The sequence below is a fragment of the Streptomyces sp. CA-249302 genome (assembly GCF_050936785.1).
Lineage (GTDB): Bacteria > Actinomycetota > Actinomycetes > Streptomycetales > Streptomycetaceae > Streptomyces.
This window is the reverse complement of sequence record NZ_JBNJMG010000001.1, coordinates 420,259-442,504: the sequence shown is the minus strand read 5'-3', so window position 1 is coordinate 442,504 and position 22,246 is coordinate 420,259. Positions and strand designations below refer to the sequence as shown.

Annotated in this window: 22 protein-coding genes; 11 read left to right on the top strand and 11 right to left on the bottom strand. The window is 71.1% G+C overall.

Annotated features, from left to right (window positions below):
• The first annotated feature begins 121 nt into the window (after window positions 1-121).
• On the top strand, window positions 122-604 hold the full coding sequence (locus ACQEWB_RS01945) for a VOC family protein (RefSeq protein WP_432826325.1): 483 nt from the start codon (window positions 122-124) through the stop codon (window positions 602-604).
• A 32-nt stretch (window positions 605-636) separates the two neighbouring features.
• On the opposite strand, the gene ACQEWB_RS01940 is transcribed toward ACQEWB_RS01945, so the two are convergent.
• Window positions 637-1,395 (bottom strand): ABC transporter ATP-binding protein, encoded by a 759-nt coding sequence (locus tag ACQEWB_RS01940; RefSeq protein ID WP_432826323.1) that lies wholly within the window; start codon window positions 1,393-1,395, stop codon window positions 637-639.
• Between the two features lie 84 nt (window positions 1,396-1,479).
• Between ACQEWB_RS01940 and ACQEWB_RS01935 the strand changes: the two genes are divergently transcribed.
• The 3 genes from ACQEWB_RS01935 to ACQEWB_RS01925 are packed head-to-tail and all read left to right on the top strand — an operon-like array spanning window position 1,480 to window position 4,080.
• The gene (locus ACQEWB_RS01935; protein ID WP_432826321.1) at window positions 1,480-2,517 is read left to right on the top strand and encodes an ABC transporter substrate-binding protein; all 1,038 of its coding nucleotides are present in this window, start codon (window positions 1,480-1,482) and stop codon (window positions 2,515-2,517) included.
• Between the two features lie 7 nt (window positions 2,518-2,524).
• Window positions 2,525-3,325 (top strand): class I SAM-dependent methyltransferase, encoded by an 801-nt coding sequence (locus tag ACQEWB_RS01930; RefSeq protein ID WP_432826319.1) that lies wholly within the window; start codon window positions 2,525-2,527, stop codon window positions 3,323-3,325.
• Window positions 3,322-4,080, top strand: coding sequence for an ABC transporter permease (locus tag ACQEWB_RS01925; protein ID WP_432826317.1), 759 nt, complete (start codon window positions 3,322-3,324; stop codon window positions 4,078-4,080). The genes ACQEWB_RS01930 and ACQEWB_RS01925 overlap by 4 nt, the downstream gene beginning before the upstream one ends.
• Here ACQEWB_RS01925 and ACQEWB_RS01920 read toward each other — a convergent pair.
• The 3 genes from ACQEWB_RS01920 to ACQEWB_RS01910 all read right to left on the bottom strand — a co-directional run bounded on the left by ACQEWB_RS01920 (window position 4,070) and on the right by ACQEWB_RS01910 (window position 7,433).
• Entirely contained in the window at window positions 4,070-4,984 is a 915-nt protein-coding gene (locus tag ACQEWB_RS01920; protein ID WP_432826315.1) for an SGNH/GDSL hydrolase family protein, read from the bottom strand. The genes ACQEWB_RS01925 and ACQEWB_RS01920 overlap by 11 nt on opposite strands.
• 82 nt (window positions 4,985-5,066) lie before the next feature.
• The gene (locus ACQEWB_RS01915) at window positions 5,067-6,728 is read right to left on the bottom strand and encodes an ATP-binding protein (RefSeq protein ID WP_432826313.1); all 1,662 of its coding nucleotides are present in this window, start codon (window positions 6,726-6,728) and stop codon (window positions 5,067-5,069) included.
• A gap of 30 nt (window positions 6,729-6,758) precedes the next feature.
• Window positions 6,759-7,433, bottom strand: coding sequence for a response regulator transcription factor (locus ACQEWB_RS01910; RefSeq protein WP_432826311.1), 675 nt, complete (start codon window positions 7,431-7,433; stop codon window positions 6,759-6,761).
• A gap of 235 nt (window positions 7,434-7,668) precedes the next feature.
• Between ACQEWB_RS01910 and ACQEWB_RS01905 the strand changes: the two genes are divergently transcribed.
• A complete protein-coding gene (locus ACQEWB_RS01905) occupies window positions 7,669-8,064 on the top strand; it encodes an anti-sigma factor antagonist (protein ID WP_432826309.1) in 396 nt (131 codons plus the stop codon).
• Between the two features lie 7 nt (window positions 8,065-8,071).
• Here the strand turns inward: ACQEWB_RS01905 and ACQEWB_RS01900 are convergent, their stop codons facing one another.
• The 4 genes from ACQEWB_RS01900 to ACQEWB_RS01885 all read right to left on the bottom strand — a co-directional run bounded on the left by ACQEWB_RS01900 (window position 8,072) and on the right by ACQEWB_RS01885 (window position 12,687).
• Entirely contained in the window at window positions 8,072-8,941 is an 870-nt protein-coding gene (locus ACQEWB_RS01900; protein ID WP_432843601.1) for a geranyl diphosphate 2-C-methyltransferase, read from the bottom strand.
• Window positions 8,942-8,985: 44 nt separating this feature from the next.
• Window positions 8,986-10,035 carry a family 2 encapsulin nanocompartment cargo protein terpene cyclase gene (locus tag ACQEWB_RS01895; protein ID WP_432826307.1) on the bottom strand — a complete coding sequence of 350 codons (1,050 nt, stop codon included), beginning with the start codon at window positions 10,033-10,035 and terminating at the stop codon, window positions 8,986-8,988.
• 16 nt (window positions 10,036-10,051) lie between these two features.
• Window positions 10,052-11,491 (bottom strand): family 2B encapsulin nanocompartment shell protein, encoded by a 1,440-nt coding sequence (locus ACQEWB_RS01890; protein ID WP_432826305.1) that lies wholly within the window; start codon window positions 11,489-11,491, stop codon window positions 10,052-10,054.
• 188 nt (window positions 11,492-11,679) lie between these two features.
• The gene (locus ACQEWB_RS01885; protein WP_432843599.1) at window positions 11,680-12,687 is read right to left on the bottom strand and encodes a zinc-binding alcohol dehydrogenase family protein; all 1,008 of its coding nucleotides are present in this window, start codon (window positions 12,685-12,687) and stop codon (window positions 11,680-11,682) included.
• 185 nt (window positions 12,688-12,872) lie between these two features.
• Between ACQEWB_RS01885 and ACQEWB_RS01880 the strand changes: the two genes are divergently transcribed.
• Window positions 12,873-13,670, top strand: a complete 798-nt coding sequence (locus ACQEWB_RS01880) for a VOC family protein (RefSeq protein ID WP_432826303.1) — start codon at window positions 12,873-12,875, stop codon at window positions 13,668-13,670.
• 31 nt (window positions 13,671-13,701) lie between these two features.
• Entirely contained in the window at window positions 13,702-14,400 is a 699-nt protein-coding gene (locus tag ACQEWB_RS01875; protein ID WP_432826301.1) for a ribonuclease H family protein, read from the top strand.
• Here the strand turns inward: ACQEWB_RS01875 and melC2 are convergent, their stop codons facing one another.
• Both melC2 and melC1 read right to left on the bottom strand, forming a co-directional pair.
• Window positions 14,401-15,222, bottom strand: coding sequence for a tyrosinase MelC2 (gene melC2, locus ACQEWB_RS01870; RefSeq protein ID WP_432826299.1), 822 nt, complete (start codon window positions 15,220-15,222; stop codon window positions 14,401-14,403).
• Window positions 15,223-15,256: 34 nt separating this feature from the next.
• Window positions 15,257-15,625, bottom strand: coding sequence for an apotyrosinase chaperone MelC1 (gene melC1 / locus ACQEWB_RS01865; RefSeq protein WP_432826297.1), 369 nt, complete (start codon window positions 15,623-15,625; stop codon window positions 15,257-15,259).
• 351 nt (window positions 15,626-15,976) lie between these two features.
• On the opposite strand from melC1, the gene ACQEWB_RS01860 reads away from it, so the two are divergent.
• The 3 genes from ACQEWB_RS01860 to ACQEWB_RS01850 all read left to right on the top strand — a co-directional run bounded on the left by ACQEWB_RS01860 (window position 15,977) and on the right by ACQEWB_RS01850 (window position 19,359).
• Complete coding sequence (locus ACQEWB_RS01860; protein ID WP_432826295.1) at window positions 15,977-17,194, top strand: FAD-dependent monooxygenase; 1,218 nt, start codon at window positions 15,977-15,979, stop codon at window positions 17,192-17,194.
• A 93-nt stretch (window positions 17,195-17,287) separates the two neighbouring features.
• Window positions 17,288-18,769 (top strand): MFS transporter, encoded by a 1,482-nt coding sequence (locus ACQEWB_RS01855; protein ID WP_432826293.1) that lies wholly within the window; start codon window positions 17,288-17,290, stop codon window positions 18,767-18,769.
• Window positions 18,766-19,359: a TetR family transcriptional regulator gene (locus ACQEWB_RS01850; protein WP_432826291.1), complete on the top strand. Its 594-nt coding sequence runs from the start codon at window positions 18,766-18,768 to the stop codon at window positions 19,357-19,359. Before ACQEWB_RS01855 ends, ACQEWB_RS01850 begins: the two co-directional genes overlap by 4 nt.
• Here ACQEWB_RS01850 and ACQEWB_RS01845 read toward each other — a convergent pair.
• Window positions 19,356-21,086, bottom strand: a complete 1,731-nt coding sequence (locus ACQEWB_RS01845; protein WP_432826289.1) for a cholesterol oxidase substrate-binding domain-containing protein — start codon at window positions 21,084-21,086, stop codon at window positions 19,356-19,358. The two genes, ACQEWB_RS01850 and ACQEWB_RS01845, sit on opposite strands and share 4 nt — an antisense overlap.
• A gap of 136 nt (window positions 21,087-21,222) precedes the next feature.
• Between ACQEWB_RS01845 and ACQEWB_RS01840 the strand changes: the two genes are divergently transcribed.
• Window positions 21,223-22,206 carry an aldo/keto reductase gene (locus ACQEWB_RS01840; protein WP_432826287.1) on the top strand — a complete coding sequence of 328 codons (984 nt, stop codon included), beginning with the start codon at window positions 21,223-21,225 and terminating at the stop codon, window positions 22,204-22,206.
• The last annotated feature ends 40 nt before the right edge of the window (window positions 22,207-22,246 follow it).

The window sequence follows — 22,246 nt, the reverse complement described above, 5'->3', positions numbered from 1 at the left end:
CCCGAGCCTAGTTCCGGGGCGGAACGCGGCCACATGGATTAATCGGCCGCCCGGCCGATGAGTTTCGGGACGAGGATCGGTCGACACAGACAACCGCGTTTCCACACCCCGGGAGGTACTCATGACCACCGACGGATTCACCACGTGTCTCTGGTTCGACGGCCAGGCCGAGGAGGCCGCGCACTACTACGTCTCGGTCTTCAAGAACTCCAGCGTCGGGCGGGTGACCCACTACACCGAGGGCGCCATGCAGCCGGCCGGGACGGTGCTGACCGTCGAGTTCGTCGCCAACGGCCACAAGTTCGTGGGCCTGAACGGCGGCCCGCAGTTCAAGTTCACGGAGGCGATCTCCTTCCAGGTCTTCTGCGACAACCAGGAGGAGATCGACTACTACTGGACCAAGCTCACGGAGGGCGGCGGCGAGCCCGGCCCGTGCGGCTGGCTCAAGGACCGCTTCGGCGTGTCCTGGCAGATCATCCCCGAGCGCCTCGACGACATGATCAGCGACCCGGACACCGCCAAGTCCTCCCGGGCGATGCAGGCCATGCTGAAGATGCACAAGCTCGACATCGCGGCCCTGGAGAAGGCGTACGCAGGCGAGTGACCGACCGCCGAACGGCCCGGTGGGCCGCGGAGTCAGGTCTCGCTGTCCAGTAGCAGCGCGTGCAACTCCGCCGCCCGCCGGGCCAGTTGCCCGGCCTGTCCGGGCTCGGTGCGGGTGCGCGGCCGGGGCAGCGGGACGTCCAGGACGGTACGGATCCGGCCGGGGCGGGGCGTGAGCACCACGACCCGGTCGGCGAGCAGGACCGCCTCGTCCACGGAGTGGGTGACCAGCACGACGGTGGACGGATGCGCACGGTGCGTCCGCTGCAACTCGGCGCACAGCTCGTCCCGGGTCAGCGCGTCCAGCGCGGAGAACGGCTCGTCCATCAGCAGCACCCGGGGACGCTGCATCAACGACCGGCACAGCGCGACCCGCTGCTGCATCCCGCCCGACAGCTCGTGCGGCAGCCGCCGCTGGAAGCCGTCGAGCCCCATCGCCGAGAGCAGCCCCAGCGCCCGGTCGCGGCCGCCGCGGCGCCCGTCGCCGTGGATCTCGGCAGGCAGCAGTACGTTGTCCAGCACCGACCGCCAGGGCAGCAGCGCCGGGCGCTGGAAGAGGAAGGCACAGTCCCGGCGCGGCCCGGTGACGGCCCGGCCGGCGACCGACACCTCGCCCCGCGAGGGCGGCAACAGCCCCGCGATCAGCCGCAGCAGCGTCGACTTGCCGCAGCCGGAGCGGCCGACGACGGCCACGAACTCCCCGTCGGCCGCCGCCAGATCGATGCCCCGAAGCGCTTCGACGGATCCGCGTCGATGCGTGAACTCCTTGGAGACACCCCGTAGTTGGATCATGCGTCGACTCCAGCCGGAAGCCCTGCGCGGAGTACCGAAAATCGCTCTGCTGGATTGTGACATGCGCGCGTAAAATTTGGCCGTATGATCAGCGCCCGGCGCACCGCAGCGGTGTTGTGCACGGCAATCACGCTTCTGGCCGCCGCAGCCTGCGGCTCCTCCGGATCGTCGTCGAAGGACGCGAGTTCGGCCAAGGACCACCTCGTCTACGTCACCGCCTTCGGCGCCGCGGGGCGGGACGCCTTCGCCTGGGTGGCCCAGCAGAAGGGCTACTTCGAGCAGGCCGGCCTCGACGTGCAGATCGAACTCGGCAAGGCCACCGGCGAGAACCTCAAGGCCCTGGCCTCCGGGAAGGCGCAGTTCGCGAGCCTGGACCTGACCGGAGCGATGATCTCGGCAGGCGCCGAGAACTCCACGGCCTACCGGGACTTCCGCGCCGTGCTCGCCATCCACCAGCGCACCCTCGTCTCCGTCATGGCGCTCCAGGGCTCGGGCATCCGCACCCCGAAGGACCTCAAGGGCAAGAGCATCGCGGCCGCGGCGAACTCCGTGAACCAGCTGCTGTTTCCCGGCTATGCCAAGCTCGCCGGCATCGACACCGCGGGCATCCGCTGGATCGCGGTCCAGCCCGTCCAGCTGGGGCCGGCCCTCGCGAGCGGAAAGGCCGACGCGCTCAGCACCTTCCTGATCGGCCGGCCCACCATCGAGAAGGCCACCGTGCAGGCCAGGTCCAAGCGGGTCGTGGTGTTCCCCTACAGCGACTACCTGCCCGACCTGTACGGCAACGCGACCGTCACCACGGCCTCGATCGCCACGAAACAACCGGACCTGGTCAAGCGCTTCCGCGCGGCGATGCTCAAGGCGCTGAAGTACACGATCCAGCACCCCGAGGAGGCCGGAAAGCTGCTGCACGCCAAAGAGCCCGCCACGGATGCCACGGCCGCGACCCAGGAGATCGAGCTGATGACACCCTCCGTGACGGCGGAGGGGCAGGCGTCCGTCGGCCTGATCACCGGCGCCCGGATGAAGAAGGCCATCGCGAGCCTTCAGGACGCGGGCCTCATCCGCGCCGGAATGACACCGCAGGACTTCGTGGACTTCGCGGCCATGAAGGCGAGTTGACGGCCCGGTGGAGCCCCCGCTCTCGTACGCCTTCGACAACGACGACCCGGCGGCCACGGACCGCCACAGCCAACTCCCGGCGATCCTGGACGAGTTCACGATCTCGCGGCTGAGCTCCCTGGGCGACCTGAGCGGTCGGCGCTGCCTGGAGACCGGGGCCGGGGGAGGCAGTATCGCCGGCTGGCTGGCCGGTGCCGTGGGGCCGGGCGGGCGGGTGCTGGCCACCGACGTCAACCTCCGTCATCTGCCGCCGGAGCCGCCGTACGAGGTGCTGCGGCACGACCTGGAGACGGAACCCGTGCCGGACGGGCCGTGGGACGTGATCCACGCCCGGCTGGTACTGCTGCACCTGCCCGGGCGGGAGGGTGTGCTGCGCAGGCTGGCCGAGGCGCTCGCGCCCGGTGGCGCACTGGTGGTGGAGGACTTCGCGTCGACCTTCCGCAGACTCGTGCTGGCCGCCCCCACCCCCGAGGCCGCCGACCTGATCGAGCTCTACCACACCGTGCTGGTCGAGCACGTCCTGCCCGCCCACGGCAACGACCCCGCCTGGGCCTGCCGGGCACCCGCCGCCATGCTGGAAGCGGGCCTCACCGACGTGGACACCGAGATCCACGCCCGCTCCTGGCCCGGTGGCACGGCGGGCGCGCTGCTGGTCGCCGCGAACATCGCCCAGGCCCGGGCGGACTTCCTGGCCGCGGGCGTGACGGACGCCCAACTCGACGGGATGATCCGGCTGGCCAAGGACCCCCGGCTGATCGTGCGCATGCACTTCACCTACTCGACCATCGGCCGCAGGCCGTCCGCGTGAGACGCGTCCTGGCCGCCGGGCCCCCGGTCCTGGCGGCCGTGTGCGCCCTGGCCGCCTGGTGGCTGGCGACCGTCGCCTTCGACATCCGCCCGTTCCTGCTGCCCTCGCCGCCGGACGTCGTCGACGCCTTCGACCGCCTGCCCGGGTATCTGCTCCGGCAGACCTGGCAGACCCTCGCGGAGACCGCGATCGGCTTCGGGCTCGCCGTGGCGGCGGGGCTCGCCACCGCCGTGCTGCTCACCGCCTCGCGCGCCGTGGAGCGCGCGGTGATGCCGCTGCTCGTGGCCGTCAACGCGGTGCCCAAGATCGCGGTCGCGCCCCTCCTGGTGGTCTGGCTCGGCTTCGGGACCGCGCCGAAGGTGTTCATGGTGGCGCTGCTCGCCTGGTTCCCGGTCGTGGTCGCGACCATGGCCGGTCTGACCTCCGTGCCCCTGGAACTGACCGAGCTGGCCCGCTCATTGACCGCGTCCCGCTGGCAGACGTACCGCAAACTGCGCATCCCCTGGTCGCTGCCCCAGGTCTTCACCGGCCTGCGGCTGGGCGTCACCCTCGCCGTCGTCGGCGCCGTGGTCGGCGAGTTCGCGGGCGGCGACCAGGGCCTCGGTTACGTCATCGTCGCTTCCGGCACCAACGCCGACACCCCCCTGGCCTTCGCCGCGATGGCCCTGCTCAGCGTGGTGAGCGTGCTGCTCTTCTACCTTGTCGTCCTGCTGGAGCGGCTGCTGCTGCCCTGGGCTCGCGAGGTCACGGGCTGAACTTCTTCGCGATCACCCCGGTGATCTCCCGCGCGATGCGCAGGATGCCGGGGGAGCGGGCCGGGCACGGCTTCGGCGTCGACGTCGTCGGGGCCAGACAGAAATGCAGGTAGTCCTTGTCGAGGTGGAGGGCGGTGCGGTCGCGGGAGGGCTGGGTGCAGTAGTCGGGGTGCTCGTGCTCGTAGGAGGTGCACGGGAGGTACTGGGTCCAGGTGTAACGGGCGCCGGCCGGGCTGACGGTGGCGCCCGCGTCGGCGACCAGGTCGCCCGAGGCCGCGGCCTGCTGCTCGTACATCTCGTTGACCCGTCGCACCCGGTCCGGCGTGATCGGGTCGGGACCCTGAAGCACCCACACGATCTTCGGCCGCTTGCCGCCGCCCGCGTCGGCGATCTGCTCGGCGAGCCGGGCGAGGTCGGCCTTGTAGCGGGTGAAGTACCGCTGCTGGGAGGCGTTGTAGGTGATGCCGTCCATGCACCACGTGTAGCCCCACGCGTTGCCCCAGAACTGGAGCACCACATAGTCCGGGTGGAGCGAGCGCACCAGCGCGGCCGCCTTGTCCGCGTCCGGCACGAGCGACTTCGCTCCCGTGCCCTCCAGGTAGTCGCACAGGGTGGTACCGGAGTACGGGGCGCTCCTGTACGTCGCGTTGAGATCCGTGCGGAGCTGTTGGCCGAGCACGTTCTGGGCCTCCATCGCGAGTGAGTCGCCGAGATACAGCACCCGGGGTCCGACGGCCGGCACGCTCGGGGAGGAGGCCGGCGCCCGCTGGTGGGTCGTCGTCGCGGACGCCCCCGGTAGGGCGGGTGAGGGCGGCGCGGACTCCGGCCCGGACGACGGGTCGCCGCACGCGCCGAGCAGCAGCACTCCGGTCAGCAGCACGCCCACGATCCACGGTGTCCGCATGCAGCAACTCCCGCCCCGGCAACCGAAAACGGCTCCCCAGGCAAGCACAGCCGGGCACAAGGGGGAAGATGTGCAACGCAGTTCACGCCTCGCCCAGCCGCTCCAGGAGCTCCAGGAGGTCGGTGAGGGGCAGCGGTTTGGCCAGGTGGGCGTCGAAGCCGGCCGCCCGGGACAGCGCGCGGTCGGTGCCGTGGCTGAACCCGGAGACCGCGATCAGCCGCAGCCGGTCGCCGTCGGGCCGCGCGCGCAGGGCACGGGCGACCGTGTAGCCGTCGATGTCCGGCAGGCCCAGGTCGCACAGCACGACGTCGAAGGGCTCGCCCTCGGTGACGGCCAGGGCGTCGTCGCCCGTGTGCACCGCCGTGACCCGGTGGCCCTGGCGCTCCAGGAGCGTGCGGTAGGTGGCCGCGAGGTCGGCGTTGTCCTCGACGATCAGGATGGCCAGCCGACTCGGTGCCGGGCGGACCGCCACCGGGCGGGGCTGCTGCGGGGCCGCGGAGTCGGTCGTGGGCAGGAGCACCGTGAACGAGGCGCCCTTGCCCGGCCCGTCGCTGTGCGCGGAGACACGGCCGTCGTGCAGCTCCACCACCGTCCGCACCACCGCCAGCCCCAGCCCGAGCCCCTCCGGAGTGTCCGGACCCGCCGGCGCGGCCCGCATGAACACCCCGAACAGCTCCTCCGCCTGCGCCGGTTCGAAGCCGATGCCGTCGTCCCGCACCGTCAGCCGGGCCCGGTCGCCCTCGGCGGTCAGCCCCACCTCGGTGTGCCCGCCGGGCCGGGTGTACTTGAGCGCGTTCGACAGCAGGTTCGTCAGCACCTGGGCCAGCCGCAGCCGGTCCCCGTCCACCACCACCGGCTCGGCCGGCAGTACGACGCCCAATGTGCGGCCCTCGTGCCCGAACAGCCCGCGGATGTCGGTGCACGCCCCGTCGACCACGGACCGCAGATCGACCGGATCCCGCACCAGCTCGAGCCGCCCGGTCACCGCCCGGGTGCCGTCCAGCAGGTCGTTGCTCATCCGGGCCAGCGTGCCCAGCTGCCGCTCCAGCACGGCCAGCGCCGGATGACCCTCCGGCATGTCGAGGGCGAGCAGTTCGGTGGCCGCGGTGGCGGCGGCGAGGGGATTGCGCAGTTCGTGCGAGAGCGTGGCGATGAACCGGTCCTTGGCCCGCTGCTCCTCCCGCAGCCGTCGCCCCGCCGCGTCCAGCTCGGCGTTGGCGCGGCTCAGCTGCTCGTTCACCTCACGGATCTCCCGCGCCCGCACGAACAGGTCGATCTCCATGCCCTCGGCCCGCATCTGCGCGTCGGCGACGGCCCGCTGCTGCTCCCGTCCGACCTTGCGCAGGTGCACGAACTCCGTGACGTCCTCGACCCGGTGGATGATGTACCTGAGCTGCCCGTCGGCATCCAGGACCGGCGTGTTGACCGGGCTCCACCACCGCTCGGCGAACGAACCCTCCTCACCCGTCGGGATGTCGTAGCGCTGGAGCGCCATGGTGTCCGTACGGCGGCTCTCCACCACGGTCTCCAGTGACCGGCGCAGATTGGCGACCCCGTCGGCGGACGGGTCCTCCGGGTTGTCCGGGAACACGCTGAAGACGGGCCGGCCGACGATGCCCCGCTCGGTGCGGGTGGCCGTGAGGTAGGCGCGGTTGACCTCGACGATGGTGAAGTCGGGGGTGAGGACGAGCAGCGGGGACAGCGTCGCGTCGAACAGGCACCGGAAGTCCGGGTCGTCGGGCATCGTCGGACCTCCGGGGCCGAAGCAGGGGACTCAGGGATCGAGGCGGTAGCCGTAGCCGCGGACGGTGACGATGCGCGGGGCCGGCGCGGGGAGCTCCGCGAGCTTGCCGCGCAGCCGGTACACGTGCTCCACGACGGTCGCGGGCTGCTGCCAGGAGGCGCCCCAGATCCGGTCGAGGAGCTGCTCCGAGGAGAAGACCCGGCCGGGCGCACCGGCCAGCAGCTCCAGCAGCGCGTACTCCTTGGGCCGCAGCGTCAGCAGGACGCCGTCGACGGAGGCCTGGCGCGCGCCGGTGTCGATGAGCAGGGAACCGGCCCGCAGCACGGTCGGTACGTCCGGCGGTTGCGAGCGGCGCAGCACCGCGTGGATACGGGCCACCAGCTCCCGCTGCGAGAACGGCTTGACGAGGTAGTCGTCCGCACCGATCTCGAGGCCCGCCACCCGGTCGGCCTCTGCGCCGCGCCCGCTGACCACGATGACCGGGAGCCGGCTCGTGGACCGCAGCGCCCGCAGCAGCTCCAGGCCGGAGCCGTCCGGCAGCCCCAGGTCGAGGACGGCCAGATCGACGCCGCCCTCGTGGAGGACGGACTTCCCGGCGCGCGCGTCCATGGCCCAGCTGACGGTGAATCCCGCGCGTTCCAGATAGGAACGGCACATCAGTGCGAAGTCGGGTTCGTCCTCGATCAGCGCCAGGTGCGGACGCATTCCGCATCACCCGGCCCATCTTCCGTTCGCCCGTTGTGAAGCTCATGAGCGGACGTTGATGTCCCGACCATGTGGCGAAGGTAGAACAGTAAATGCCCACGGTTCAAGGGGGAGCCGCCCGGGGGGAGTTCCGGCGCGGGCGCGTACGGTGCGGGGATGCCACCACCGACGTACGCACCCGCGCCGGAGCGTGCGCCCCGGCGTGAGGGGCGCACGCACGGAACGGGACCGCACTTTGCACAAGAACACCCTGGAACCCGCCACCACGGTCTCGTGGCCGCCACCGCCGGACGACCACGGACTCCTGAGCGCCGCCGACGGCCTGCTGATCGCCGAACTGCGCGGTGACATCGACCTGGCGACCGCCTCTCACCTGAGGTTCTGGCTGGACTCCGTCGCCGCCCTGCGCGCCCCGGCGTACGCCGTGGACCTGCGCGCCGTCACCTTCATCGACTCCACCGGCCTGAGCCTGCTGCTGCGGATACGCCGCCGGGTGCTGGACGACGGCGGCCGGTTCGCCCTCGTGTGCGCCGCGCGCACCGTCCGGGTGCTGCGCGCCCACGGCACCCTGGACGTGCTGGATCCGGCGGTCTCCCTGGACGAGGCGGTCGCCCGGCTCGCCGGACCCTGACCCGGTCTCACACCCGGTCGGCCACGATCATCAGATACTGGAAGCTGCCGTTCCGGTACGCGCTCAGGAACGTGTCCTCGATACCCGTGACCAGGTGCTCGGCCTCCCGGCGCAGCTCCCAGTACGGGACGGTGTCGGCGGTGAGGTCCTGTACGTGGACCGGGACGAGACGGTTGCGGGCCATCGCCCGGAAGTACTCCGAGCGCGGGTGGATGTCGCAGATGTAGTGGGCGTTGATGAGCGACACCTCGCGCGAGGCCCGCCCGTACGTGTCGTTGTAGCAGCCGGTGATGACGACATACCGGCCACCGCGGCGCAGCAGCCGGGCGTGCTCGGCGAACAGTAGCTCCAGCTCGACGTACATGGTCGACTCGTTGTTCCAGGACGCCGCGTAACCGCCGGTCTCGAAGCCGGTGTCGAGCATGTTGCGGTGGTGGTAGCGGACCTTGTCGTCGATGTCCCTCTTGCGGGCCTGCTCGTTGGCGAACGCGGCCTGCTTGGCGGAGATCGTCACGCCGTCGGCATGGCAGCCGTACCGCAGGTTCGCCACCACGCTGCCGCCGCCGCGTCCGCAGCCGGCGTCGAAGACGCGGTCGGCGGGAGAGAGGGGGCCGAGCCGGGAGGCGAGGAGTTCGGCCTGGGCGTGTTCGAGGCGGTGCAGTTCGGCGGTGATCCGCTCCCGGCGCAGGGCGGGGTCGGTCTCGTCGAGGACGGAGAGGTCGGCCCCCCCGATGCCGTAGTGGTGGTGGTAGAGGTCGTCGAGCCTGCCGAGTTCGAGGTTGACCGGGTTCTCCTCGGCGTTCCAGTAGTCCGCGACGCGGGTCTGGTACGTGGACTGGGCCGGCAGGTTCCTGGTACCGGCGGGGGCGATGGTCAACGGTGACTCCTTGTCGTCCTGCTGATGGTTCATCGGAGCTGCGCCTACCAGTAGTTGGGAAGGTGGTAGCGATGGGTGTTGGTGGAGTGCCACTCGTGGTTGCCGGCCACCCAGTCCGACAGGCCCTGGGCGTAGCGCTCCACGAGGGGCGATGCGGCGGCTAGGACGGCGGACTCCTCCTCGAAGGCGGTCATGATCTCGTTGTGGATCTCGACGGACCTCAGATAGGCGGCCTTGAGCCCGCACCGCTCGTTGGCGGCGACGACCTGCGGCAGGTTGAGGTGGTCGGGATCGCTCGCCAGTTCCTTGGTGAACGAGTACAGGTCGTTCATGACGGTCGTCGCGTTGCAGGCCAGCGCCGTGATCCGCTGGATCTCGGGGCGGGCGTACACGGCCTCGGGCAGCTCGTAGCCGTCGACGGCGTCGACGATCGACAGACAGGGCCGGAAGTTGTTGAACTGCCGCATCACCAGGTACTCCCACACCCGGGGCACGAACCGCGTCTCCATCCACGCGGCCTCGGCGAGATATCCGAGGTGGAGGCGGGCGATGTCGTGGACGAAGCGGTCGGTCTGGCTGGGGGTGGCGAAGGCGGCGTAGTCCTTCATCGCCCAGTGGTACGAGCGCAGCGGACCGTCGGCCTGCACACCCTCGCGCCACCGCGCCTCCAGCGACGGCGTGCCGTGGAACGGGTCGATCGCCGCCTGGGCCAGGATCAGCGGGCCGCCGAGCCCACGGCGAGATCCGCCGCGGCCCTCGTCCTCCTCGCAGTAGCAGCTGTCGACGAGGTTCTCGGCGAGCAGCAACTGCCCGGCCACGGTCAGCCGTTCCAGATCGACCGCGCCCGGATGCTGGAGGACGACGGCCCGCCCGAACTGGAAGCCGGAGAAGTCCCCCTTCCAGGCGGCCGGGAACAGGTCCAGGCCGCGCGCCCAGGCCTCCAGCCGGCGGTCGATCTCAGCGGCCTTCTCCGGGTCCGCGGGCGGGACGGGCCGGTACTTGAGCCCGGGGACCGCCCCGCCGCGTCGGGTGCGCACGGTGGCGGCCAGGTTGGGCGGGCCCGGCAGGGACAGGGCGGACGTGGGCGTGCTCATTCCGTTCTCCACCGGGTCAGTCGGCCGTCCGGCCGATCTGGACGTTCTCCAGGATTCCGGCCGCGTCGGGCACGAGGATCGCCATCGAGTAGTAGGCGGTGACGAGGTAGCTGATGATCGCGGCCGCGTCGACGCCCATGAACCGCACGTTCAGGCCCGGCTGGTACTCCTCCGGGATGCCGGTCTGGTACAGGCCGATCACGCCCTGGTCGGACTCGCCGGTGCGCAGCGCGATGATGCTGCTGGTGTGCTGCGCGCTGATCGGGATCTTGTTGCACGGGAAGATCGGCACTCCCCGCCAGGCCGGAATCTCATGACCGTCGACGTTGGCCGTACCCGGCACCAGGCCGCGCCGGTTGCACTGCCGGAAGAACGCGGCGATCGCCTTCGGATGGGCGAGGAACACCTTGGTCCTACGGCGCATGGCCAGCAGCTCGTCCATGTCGTCCGGCGTCGGGGGGCCGGTGAACGTGCTGACGCGCTGCCCGTAGTCGATGTTGTGCAGCAGCCCGAACTCCCGGTTGTTGACCAGCTCCCACTCCTGGCGCTCGCGGATCTCCTCGATGGTCAGGCGCAGTTGCTGCTCGGTCTGGTTCATCGGGTCGTTGTAGAGGTCGGCGACCCTGGTGTGGACCCGCAGCACGGTCTGGGTGAGCGACAACTCGTACTCGCGCGGGGCGAGTTCGTAGTTCACGAAGCCGCCGTTGATCGTCGGCTCGCCCACATGGCCGGCCTGCACGGGCACGTCGGCCTCGCCCTTGCGGTTCATCGGCAGCCTCTGCTGCTCGGCGAACGCCTCCAGATGCGCGGCCAGTGACGGCACCCGGTCGATGAACTCCCGTACGACGTCCCAGGGCAGCACCAGCAGCACGCCGGGCGTCTCCGCCCGCACCGAGCTCAGCCAGAGCGGGTCGGACTGGCCGATCGCCTCGTCGCCCATCTGGTCGCCGTCCGCGACCACACCGACGATCTCCTCCTCGCCGTACTTGCCGGCCGTGTACCGGGTGAACCTGCCGTGGACGACCAGATAGTTCTCCGTGACCGGCTGCCCGGCCTCGAACAGGACCTGTCCGGCGCGAACTTCGCGTACCCGGAAGCGGGTGGAGATCTCCCTGAGGACATCGATGTCGGGATAGCCGCGCAGCACCGGCAGTTCGGTGAGCGTCTCCGGGATGACCCGGACGTCGTCGGCGCCGTTCTGGTCGAACTGGACCCGGCCGCGCCCGATCCTGAGCTGGAGACGCCGGTTGACCCGGTAGGCGCCGCCCTTCACGTCCACCCACGGCAGGGACTTGAGCAGCCATCGCGAACTGATGGCCTGCATCTGGGGTTCGGACTTGGTGGTGGTGGCGAGCTGGCGCGCCGCCTGGGTGCTGAGACTGGTCAGCTGCGCCTCGGCGGACTCGGCGGCGGGATCGTCGGTGGCGGGGCCGGTGGCGCTTTCGGGGGCGGACACATTCCCTCCCTGGGATGCACATGGCGATGTGACAGGTGCGCACCGCATGTACAAGGCAAACAGTCGTGAGAGGGGCCCGGTACGGCGCGAATGGGGCGGTTTCGCGTCCCGAACCGCCAAACCCGTCGATCGAGGCACACCGCACCGAGCGCGGTGATCGCGCGCTGGTCGCGCACCTCCCGGAGCGCTCAGCCGAGGTCGTTCACCAGTACGGCCGCCCCGTCGAACCGCCCGGCCTTGAGGTCCCGCAGCGCATCGTCGGCCCGTGACATGGGGTAGGTGTGCGTGGTGGCGCGTACGCCGTGCTCGGCGGCCAGGGTGAGGAACTCCCGCCCGTCCTCACGGGTGTTGGAGGTGACGCTGCGCACCTCCTTCTCGTAGAAGAGGTCGGTCTCGTAGTGCAGCGGCGGGATGTCGCTGAGGTGGATGCCCGCGACGGACAGGATTCCGCCGCGATCGAGGGCCCGCAGCGCGACGGGGACCAGGTCGCCGACCGGGGCGAAGAGGACGGCGCCGTCCAGCGGCTCGGGCGGCATCGCGTACGCGTCCTGCGCGGAGGCCGCGCCGAGGCCCAGCGCCAGCCGCTGTGCCGCCTCCCCGCGCGTGAGGACGTGCACGGTGGCGCCCTCGGCGAGCGCCACCTGTGCACACAGATGAGCGCTGCCCCCGAAGCCGTACAGCCCGAGCCGCCCATCCGGCGGCAGCGCGGCCCGCCGCAGCGCGCGGTAGCCGATGATCCCGGCGCACAGCAGCGGCGCGAGCGCCACGTCGCCCAGGGCGCCCGGCAGCCGGTACGCGAACGCGGCCGGCACGGTCGTGTACTCCGCGTAACCGCCGTCGGCGTCCCAGCCGGTGTACCGGGAGGCCGGGCACAGGTTCTCGGCCCCGCGCGCGCAGTACGCGCACGTGCCGTCCGTACGCCGCAGCCAGGCCACCCCGACCCGGTCGCCCTCCGCGAACCCGTCGACCCCCGCCCCCAACCCGGCCACCACGCCCACCACCTCGTGTCCGGGCGTCACCCCCACCCGGCGCACCGGCAGATCCCCCTCGGCGACATGCAGATCCGTCCGGCACACCCCGCACACGCGCACCCGCACCAGCAGCTCGTCGTCGGCGGGCTCCGGAACCGGCTTCCGTACGAGTCGGAGGCCGCCTTCCTCGACCTCCCCCGGCGTCACCACGGACCACGCGCGCATCGTCCCGTCCGTCATCCCGCACCCCGTCCGTGACCTCGAAAAGACTCGGCGAAGCCTCCGAGAAGGCTTCGGGAACGCTCCCCGTCCAGTGTGGAACGGACCGCACCGTTCGGCGCGCGGTTCGCCGGGCGGATGACTAGCGTGAGGAAACGGACCATCCACCGATTCGGGAGAGGGCCGCGGTCATGGCCGTACAACCTTTGGGAACACCCTGTTGGGCCGACGCGATGTTCGGTGACGTCGAGGGAGCGAAGAGCTTCTACGGTGACGTCCTCGGCTGGACCTTCGGCGAGGCGTCGTCGGAGTACGGCAACTACACCCAGGCCTACGCCGACGGCAAGGCGGTCGCCGCGGTCGTACCGCCGATGCCGGGCCAGGAGGGGCACTCGCAGTGGTGCCTCTACTTCGCTTCGCCGGACGCCGCCGCCACGGCCGCCAAGGTCCGGGAGAGCGGCGGCCAGGTGCTGATGGAGCCGATGCAGGTCGGCGAGTTCGGCACCATGTGCATCGCGGCAGAGCCGAGCGGCGCCGTGTTCGGGGTGTGGCAGGCCGGCGTCCACGAGGGCTTCGAGGCGACCGCCGTGCCGGGCGCCTACGGCTGGGCGGAGGTCTTCACCCGTGAACCCGAGAAGGCGGACGCCTTCTTCAGCGCCGTCTTCCCGTACTCGGCGCAGCAGATCGTCGACGACAACGTCGACTTCCGCCTCTTCAACCTCGGCGACAACACGGTCCTGGGCCGTATGAAGATGGGCGACGAGTTCCCGCCCGAGGTGCCGTCCTACGTCAACGTCTACTTCGTCGTCCCCGACTGCGACGAGGCCGTCGCCAAGGCGACCAAGCTCGGCGGCATCCTGCGCTTCGGCCCCATGAGCAGCCCCTACGGCCGGTTCGCGGCGCTCAGCGACCCGCAGGGCGCGAGCTTCTCGGTGATCGACCTGTCCAAGGCCGAGGGCGAGCTGCCGAAGACCGAGGCCGTCTCCTAGGCGGCGACCGGAGGCCCCGTCCGTCCGTGGCATGATCGAGCCCATGCGTGAACGTGTGGTGGCCGCGTGCGACGGGGCCTCGAAGGGTAATCCCGGTCCGGCGGCCTGGGCGTGGGTGGTCTCGGACGACTCCGAGACCCCGGCCCGCTGGGAGGCCGGACCGCTCGGCAGGGCCACCAACAACGTCGCCGAACTCACCGCGCTGGAACGCCTGTTGGCCTCGACCGACCCGGGCGTCCCGCTGGAGGTCCGGATGGACTCCCAGTACGCCATGAAGGCGGTCACCACCTGGCTGCCCGGCTGGAAGCGCAACGGCTGGAAGACGTCCGGCGGCAAGCCGGTCGCCAACCAGGAGCTGGTCGTCCGCATCGACGAACTGCTCGGCGGCCGCTCGGTCGAGTTCCGTTACGTCCCCGCCCACCAGGTGGACGGGGATCCTCTCAACGACTTCGCCGACCGCGCCGCCAGCCAGGCCGCCGTGGTCCAGGAGCCCGCGGGCAGCGACCTCGGCTCCCCGGAGCCGCCGCCCTCCCCGGACACCCCGAAGAAGTCCGCCGCCCCGCGCCGGAAGGCCGCCGCGGGCAAGCAGCGCACCGGCTCCTCGTCCCGCACCATCAACGCGAAGTTCCCCGGCCGCTGCCTGTGCGGCCGCCCCTACGCGGCCGGCGAGCCCATCGCCAAGAACGACCAGGGCTGGGGCCACCCGGAGTGCCGTACCGCCGAGGCCTGATCAGGCGTCGAAGGTGTAGAACGCGGTGTGGTCGAGCAGTTCGGCCGGACGGACGTCGTTCCACGGCTTCATCGTCTCGCCGAGGTCCACGACGTCCGGCGTGCCGCCGGTCGGGAGATAGCCTGAGCCGGGGTGCCGCCGCTGCCACTCGGCCCACAGTTTGTCGACGTAGGCGTGGTGGAGCCAGAACACCGGGTCGTTGGGGGAGACGCCGGTGGCCATCTGGCCGCCCACCCAGACATGGACGCGGTTGTGGAGGTTGACGCCGCGCCAGCCCTCGAGGTGGTTGCGGAAGCCGTCCGAGGCACTGTTCCACGGTGCCATGTCATATATCACTGTAGACAGCACCGAATCGACCTCCGCCCGCGTAGGCAACTCCCGCACCCCCGCCCCGAGCTGCCGCCGCAGATAACTCCGCCCGTCCACCCGCACGTTGATCGGCCAGTTCCCGCCCGAAGCCGCGAACGCCCCGTCCATCACCTGCCCGTCCCGGCTCCGCCCGGTACCGCCGAGGAAGTCCGGCGCCCACAGCGAGGAACGCGCCGAACGGTCGCTGCTCCAGTCCCAGTACGGCAGGGCCACCGACGCGTCCACCGACTGCAACGCGCCCTCGAACTCCAGCAGGAATCTCCGGTGCCAGGGCAGGAACGACGGCGAACGATGCCCGGTGCGCTCGCCGTTGTCGGTGTCGCCGAGGATGAACGCGTTGTGCGTCGTGACGAAGGCGTCGTAACGGCCGCTGCGCTTCAGCTCCAGGACGGCGGCGACGAAACGCCGCTTCTCTTCGGCGGACAGTGTGGCCTGGTTCTTGCGGACGGTCATGATGCGGGTGCTCCCAAGAGGCGTGCGGGACGGGTCAGTTGGCGGGGAACGGCAGGAGTGCGGCGCCCTGTAGCTCGTCGACCGCGGCGCGGGCGGCGGCGCGTGGCGTGGGCACCGGGTCGTAGTGGCTGACGACGCTGATCCAGGTGCTGTCGGCGTTCTGCATCACGTGCAGCTCGACGCCGTCGACGAACACGGCGTATCCGGCGCCGTGGTGGTGGCCGCCCCCGGAGGCGGGTCGGCCCTGTATCCGGCGGCCCCGGTAGACCTCGTCGAAGGGCTCGGGGGAGCCGTGGTGGTGCTCGGCGGCCGGGGCGGCGGGCGCGAGGGCCGCGTTGGCGGCGGCCGTGGCGCTGAGGGCGGCCGCGGCGGTGAGCGCGCGGCGGCGGGTGAGTTCCGGCATGCGGGAGCTCCCTGGGTTCGTTGGGTTGACGACCCGGTATGCCTATCGGCCCAGCGGAGAGCGGGAGAAATCCGGCGAAGGTGGTTGGCCGCGATCAGGGCAATTGCCTAAATGTCGTGCAAGGTTGAACGAAGATGACCTTGCCTGGAAAGGCTCCCGATCACCCCGGAAGGGGGAATTCCTTCTCCTGAACCCCGTGATTCGGGTGGTCTTTCTCGGGTGCGAGGGTCGCCGGTGGCCTGCCTCACCTCGGGAAACTGACGCGAACCGGATCACCGCCCCGCCGTCCATGGGTCCTGCTACTCTGCGTTGCCAAATGACCGCTTTGGGTAATTCCGGCAACTCCTAGGGGTGTGCGTGAAGGTCGCCTGCGTCGGCGGCGGGCCCGCCGGCCTGTATCTCTCGATCCTGCTGAAGCGGCAGGACCCGTCCCACGACATCACCGTCCACGAGCGCAATCCGGAGGGATCGACCTACGGCTGGGGCGTGACCTACTGGCGCGGTCTGCTCGACAAGCTCCACGAGCACGACCCCGAGTCGGCCCGTGCCCTGGAACAGCACTCCGTCACCTGGAACGAGGGTGTCGCCCGCGTCCGGGACGTGGCGACCCGGCGCGGCAGCGACGAGGGCTTCGGCATCGGCCGCCACCGGCTCCTGGAGATCCTCGCCGCACGGGCCCGATCGCTGGGCGTACGGCTGGAGTTCGAGCACGAGATCACCGAGGGGAACCTGCCCGCAGCCGACCTTGTCGTGGCCGGCGACGGTGTCCACAGCGCCCTGCGCACCGCCCATGCCGGCGAATTCGGCAGCGAGATCAGCCCCGGCCGCAACCACTACATCTGGCTCGGCACCACCAAGGTCTTCGACGCCTTCACCTTCGCCTTCGTGGAGACCGACCACGGCTGGATCTGGTGCTACGGCTACGCCTTCAGCCCCGAGCGCAGCACCTGCGTCGTCGAATGCGCCCCCGAGACCTGGACCGGCCTCGGTCTCGACACCGCGAACGAGGCCGACGGACTCGCCCTGCTGGAGAAGCTCTTCGCCGACACTCTGGACGGCCACGCCCTGATCGGCCGCTCCTCCGTCGACGGCGCCGCCCAGTGGCTGAACTTCCGCACCCTCACCAACCGCACCTGGTCCCGCGGCAACCTGGTCCTGATCGGCGACGCCGCCCACACCACCCACTACTCCATCGGCGCCGGCACCACCCTCGCCCTGGAGGACGCGATCGCCCTGGCCGACGCCCTGCGCGACGAACCCGACCTCCCGCAGGCCCTCGCGGGCTATGAGCAGGAACGCAAGGCCGCTCTCCTGTCCATCCAGAGCGCGGCCCGCTACAGCGCCCAGTGGTACGAGAACCTGCCCCGCTATATGCATCTGCCCCCGGAGCAGATGTTCGCCCTGCTCGGCCAGCGCCACTCGCCCCTGCTGCCGTACGTCCCGCCCCAGCTGTACTACCGCATCGACCGGGCGGCCGGGCAGCTGGAGGCCCTGCGCCGGTTCAAGCGCTGGCTCGGGCCGCGGATCGCCCGCACCGTCCACGCGCGGTCGCTGGCCTCCCGGAAGTAGCCGACGACGGATCGCCGCTTGGGTGAATGGCAATTCACCGCTATGGTGAATTGCCATTCACCTTTTCTTTTCGCGTCGTCCGCAGGAGTGCCGATGGACCAGTCAGCACCGATAGCCGTGCCCTCCGGGGCGAGGGCCCTGCGGGACCGGCTGACGGTCCCCGTGCTGGCGTTCGGCGGCATCCTCATGGCCGTCATGCAGACGGTGGTCGTGCCGCTGCTGCCCGACCTGCCCCGGCTGACCCACTCCTCGGCGGGCACCGTCTCCTGGATGGTCACGGCGACCCTGCTCTCCGGAGCCGTCCTCACCCCGGTCCTAGGCCGCGCCGGCGACATGTACGGCAAGCGGCGCGTGCTGATGGCGGCCCTCGGTCTGATGACCGTCGGCTCGGTGACCTGCGCGCTCTCCTCGGACATCGGCGTCCTCATCGCGGCCCGCGCCCTGTCCGGCGCCGCCTCCGCCGTCGTACCGCTGTCCATCAGCATCCTGCGGGACGAACTGCCGCCGGAGCGCCGGGGAGGCGCGGTCGCGCTGATGAGCTCGACCGTCGGCATCGGCGCCGCGCTCGGCCTGCCCCTCGCCGCGCTGATCGTGCAGTACTCGAACTGGCACATCATGTTCTGGGTGACCAGCGCCCTCGGCGCCCTGGGCACGACGGCGGTCTGGTGGGCGGTGCGCGAATCGCCCGTCCGGGAGCCCGGACGCTTCGACGTGCTGGGCGCGGTGGGGCTCGCCGTCGGACTGGTGTCCCTGCTGCTCGGGGTCTCCCAGGGCGGGCAGTGGGGGTGGGGGAGCCCGCGGGTCCTGGCGCTCTTCGCCGGCGCCGTCGGCGTACTCGCCCTGTGGTGGTGGCAGCAGCTGCGGGCCGAACGGCCGCTGGTTGACCTGCGGTTGGTGAGCCGGCCCAGCGTCGGACTGTCCCATGTGGCCGCGCTCTTCACCGGCTTCGCGTTCTACGCCAACTCGCTGGTGACAGCGCAGCTGGTGCAGGCGCCCGAGGCCACCGGATACGGGCTCGGGCTGTCCATCGTGGGCACCGGCCTGGTCCTGCTGCCCGGCGGCTTCATCATGCTGCTCTTCTCGCCCGTCTCGGCCCGCATCTCGGCCGCCCGCGGGCCGCGCATCACGCTCGCCGTCGGCGCGTTGATCATCGCCCTGGGGTATGCGGTGCGCATCGCCGACAGCCGCGACCTGTGGATGATCATCGTGGGGGCGGCGGTCGTGGGCACCGGCACCACACTCGCGTACTCGGCCCTGCCCACCCTCATCCTGCGCGCCGTCCCGGCCGGGCAGACCGCCTCCGCCAACGGCGTCAACGTGCTGATGCGCACGATCGGCCAGGCCACCTCCAGCGCCGCCGTGGCCGCCGTCCTGGTGCACCACACCAGCCCGGTCGGCGGAGCGGCCGTCCCGACGCTGCACGGATATCTGCTGGCGTTCACCATGGCGGGCATCGTCGCCCTCGCCGCGAGCGCGACGGCGCTGACCATCCCTGGCGACGCCGGCAGCCGCGGGACACGCCGTGCCCGCGGCCATGCACGGGACGCCCGCGACGAGGCCTTGGAGGGAGCATGAGCGGCGTGAGCACTTCCCCCACCGCGGCCGCCCCCGCCCGCCGCGACGCCGAGGCCACCAAGGCGGCCATCCTCAGGGCCGCCCGCCATCTACTGGCCCGGCACGCCCATGCCGACATCACCCTCAAGGCGGTCGCCGAACGCGCCGGTGTCAGCGCCCCGTTGATCCTGAAGTACTTCGGCAACAAGGACGCGCTCTTCGCCCGTGTCATGTCCTTCGAGGCCGACGCCGACGCCCTGTTGGACGCCCCGACGGCCGAGCTGGGCCGGCACATGGTCCGGCATGTGCTGGTCAGTCAGTCCCGGCAGGGCGCCGACCCGTTGCTGCGCATCGTCTTCGCGCCGCTGCACGGGGAACAGGGCGACATCCTGCGCGCCAACTTCCGCACCCAGGTCACCGAACGCCTCACCGCGCGGCTGGACGGCCCCGACGCCGGCCTGCGCGCCGAACTCGCCGTCGCCGCCCTGCTCGGCCTCGGCGTGATCTACGGCATCGTGCGCGGCACCCAGGTGCGGGCCACGGACGTCGACGACATCGTGGCCCGGTACGCGCCTCTCGTGCAGGCACACCTCACGCCGGGAGCCGACTAGCCGAACAGCCGGTCCAGGAACCCGTTCCCGAACACGCGGTGCGGGTCCAGCCGGTCCAGCGTTCCGGCGGCCTGCCCCCACACCGCCTCGCCGAAGGACGCCGGAATGGCCGTGCCCAGCACCTCCTCGTCGCTCCAGACGGAGTCGTCGGTGTAGGCCCAGCCCTTGGACCACTCGACCCGGGTGAGCGCGTGCTCCCCGTCGTAGGTGCTCAGCAGGAACTGTTCGAGCTCCCGCAGGAAGGTCTCCGCGTACGGTGTGCCGGGCAGCGTCAGCACGTCCAGCCACACGGTGGTGTCCCACTCGGGGTGCGCGTCGCTCGGCCGCAGTGCGGACAGCAACGGGGCGCGGGCGCCGTCCAGTTCGGCGTGGGCCGGGTCGTCGAGGCCGGTCACCCGGATCTCGACCGACCCGTTCACCGGGAACCGGCCGAGCGCCGAGTACACCGCCAGCCGCTCCCGGTAGTAGGACGTGAACTCGGAGACGACGCGCTGCACTTGGTCCCGCGTCGTGAGCACCGCGTAGCCGTTCGCGGTCACCCGCAGCGTGGTCGGCTTGATGTAGAGCAGCGTGTTCTTGGACGGCCCCCAGATGTCCGCGGACAGCGTCGCCACCAGCCCGAGCGCAGACACGTCGTACTGCGCGTTTCCGAGCACCGGAGCCAGATACCAGGCCGCACCCGAAGTCATCCGCCCGACCAGGTCCGCCACCACGGTCGGCACGTTGTCGGAGAACGGGTAGTTGTACGGCGATGTCACGTGCCGCGAGGTGAGCGGCCGGGTCGGCGACACGCTCCACACCTTGAACCACGGGATCTCGGTGAAGGCGAACCAGATCGCCTCCACCCGCCCCGCCTCGTCCAGGAAGCTCGCGAGCGTACGCCCGTCCGAGCCGGGCGCCGCGAAGAGTTCGGCGGCCGGGATGTCCGTACGGCTCACACACCGCAGATTGACGTTCGCACCCACCCGCAGCACCACCTCGGTCACCAGCGCGCGGCCGAGATGGGTGAGCAGGGCGGCACAGTCCGCCTCGTCGCGGTCGTACGTCCGCAGCACGTACGCCCCGGCGTCCTCGTCCCACACGACCGCCGTCAGCGACAGCACCCGATTGCTGAGCGAGCCGTACGTCTGACCGGGCAGCCGCTCCTCGCCCTGCGCCGGTACGGCGGTGCCGTGCGCGTCGATGGCGAGGGCGCCGCCCAGCGTGAGGTCGCCCGGAGCGGGGGCGGCCGTGACGCCCAGGCCGTGTCCTTCGAGGTAGGTGAGCAGAGCCTCCAAGGTGACGCCGGTGCCGGCCCGTACGGCGGTCGGCGAGTCCAGGGACAGACCGGTGAGGTGGGTGGAGGTGTCGACCAGGAGGACACGCGAGTCCGATGTCTCGCCCTCGGTGATCGTGAGCGGCGACCAGCCGTGCGAGGAGCCCCGGGCACGGGCCGTCCAGCCGTTCTGCCAGGCCCAGTTGACGACGTCGACCACCTGGTCCGGGCCGGTCGGCGCGCAGGCCCACAGACCGTCGGCGGTGATCTCGCCGACCCAGTTGCGGTATGCCGAGCGGTACAGGGTGACGCCCTCGGGGAAGTCCGGGAGTTCCTGTGCCGCGACCGCCGGATCGGCGGCGATCAGGACGGGGGCGGCAGCCAGCGCGGCGGCCGAGAGGAGGAAGCCACGGCGGGTCCAGGACGGGTCGGCCGCCTCTGACGGGTGGTTGCGCAGTGAACGATCAGTCACGGGGTCACGCTAGGCGCGAGTTGACACGAGTCGGCCATCTGTCGGGTCGTATCACCCGTGTGAGTGAATGATTCACAGGTGGCGGGCCGGAGCGCCCGATTCCGTGCGGGGGCGTGACGGATGACAGACTGACGCCATGGACGAGCGCACTTTCGGCAGGTCGGGTCAGCATGCTTCCGTCGTCGGTCTCGGCACGTGGCAGCTGGGTGCCGACTGGGGAGACGTGGACGACAAGGAAGCCCTGGCGGTGCTGGAGGCGGCGGCCGAGTCGGGGGTGACCTTCTTCGACACCGCCGACGTCTACGGCGACGGGCGCAGCGAGCAGACGATCGCCGCCTTCCTGGCCGGCCGGCCGGACCTGCACGTGCTGGTGGCGACCAAGATGGGGCGCCGCGTCGACCAGATCCCCGAGAACTACGTCCTCGACAACTTCCGCGCCTGGAACGACCGTTCGCGCCGCAACCTCGGCGTCGACCGCATCGACCTGGTCCAGTTGCACTGCCCGCCGACGCCCGTCTACTCCACCGACGAGGTCTTCGACGCCCTGGACACCCTGGTCGAGGAGGAGCGCATCGCCGCGTACGGCGTCAGCGTGGAGACCTGCGCGGAGGCGCTGACCGCGATCGCCCGCCCGGGTGTCGCGAGCGTGCAGATCATCCTCAACGCGTTCCGCATGAAGCCCCTGCGCGAGGTCCTGCCGGCCGCCCAGGAGGCCGGCGTCGGCATCATCGCCCGCGTCCCGCTCGCCTCCGGCCTGCTGTCCGGCAAGTACACCAAGGACACCGTCTTCCCGGAGAACGACCACCGCACCTACAACCGGCACGGCGAGTCCTTCGACGTCGGCGAGACCTTCTCCGGCGTCGACTACACCACGGGCGTCGAGGCGGCCGCCGAGTTCGCCGCCCTCGCCCCCGAGGGATACACCCCGGCCCAGCTCGCCCTGCGCTGGATCATCGACCAGCCCGGTGTGACCAGCGTGATCCCCGGTGCCCGCTCCCCGGAGCAGGCCCGCGCCAACGCGGCCGTCGCCAGGCTCCCCGAGCCGTCCGGCGAGACCCTCGCCGCGATCCGCGACCTGTACGACAGCCGGATCAAGGACCAGGTCGAGACCCGCTGGTAGCACCGGCGGCCGGGCGGTGGCGACCGCCCGGCCGTTTGGC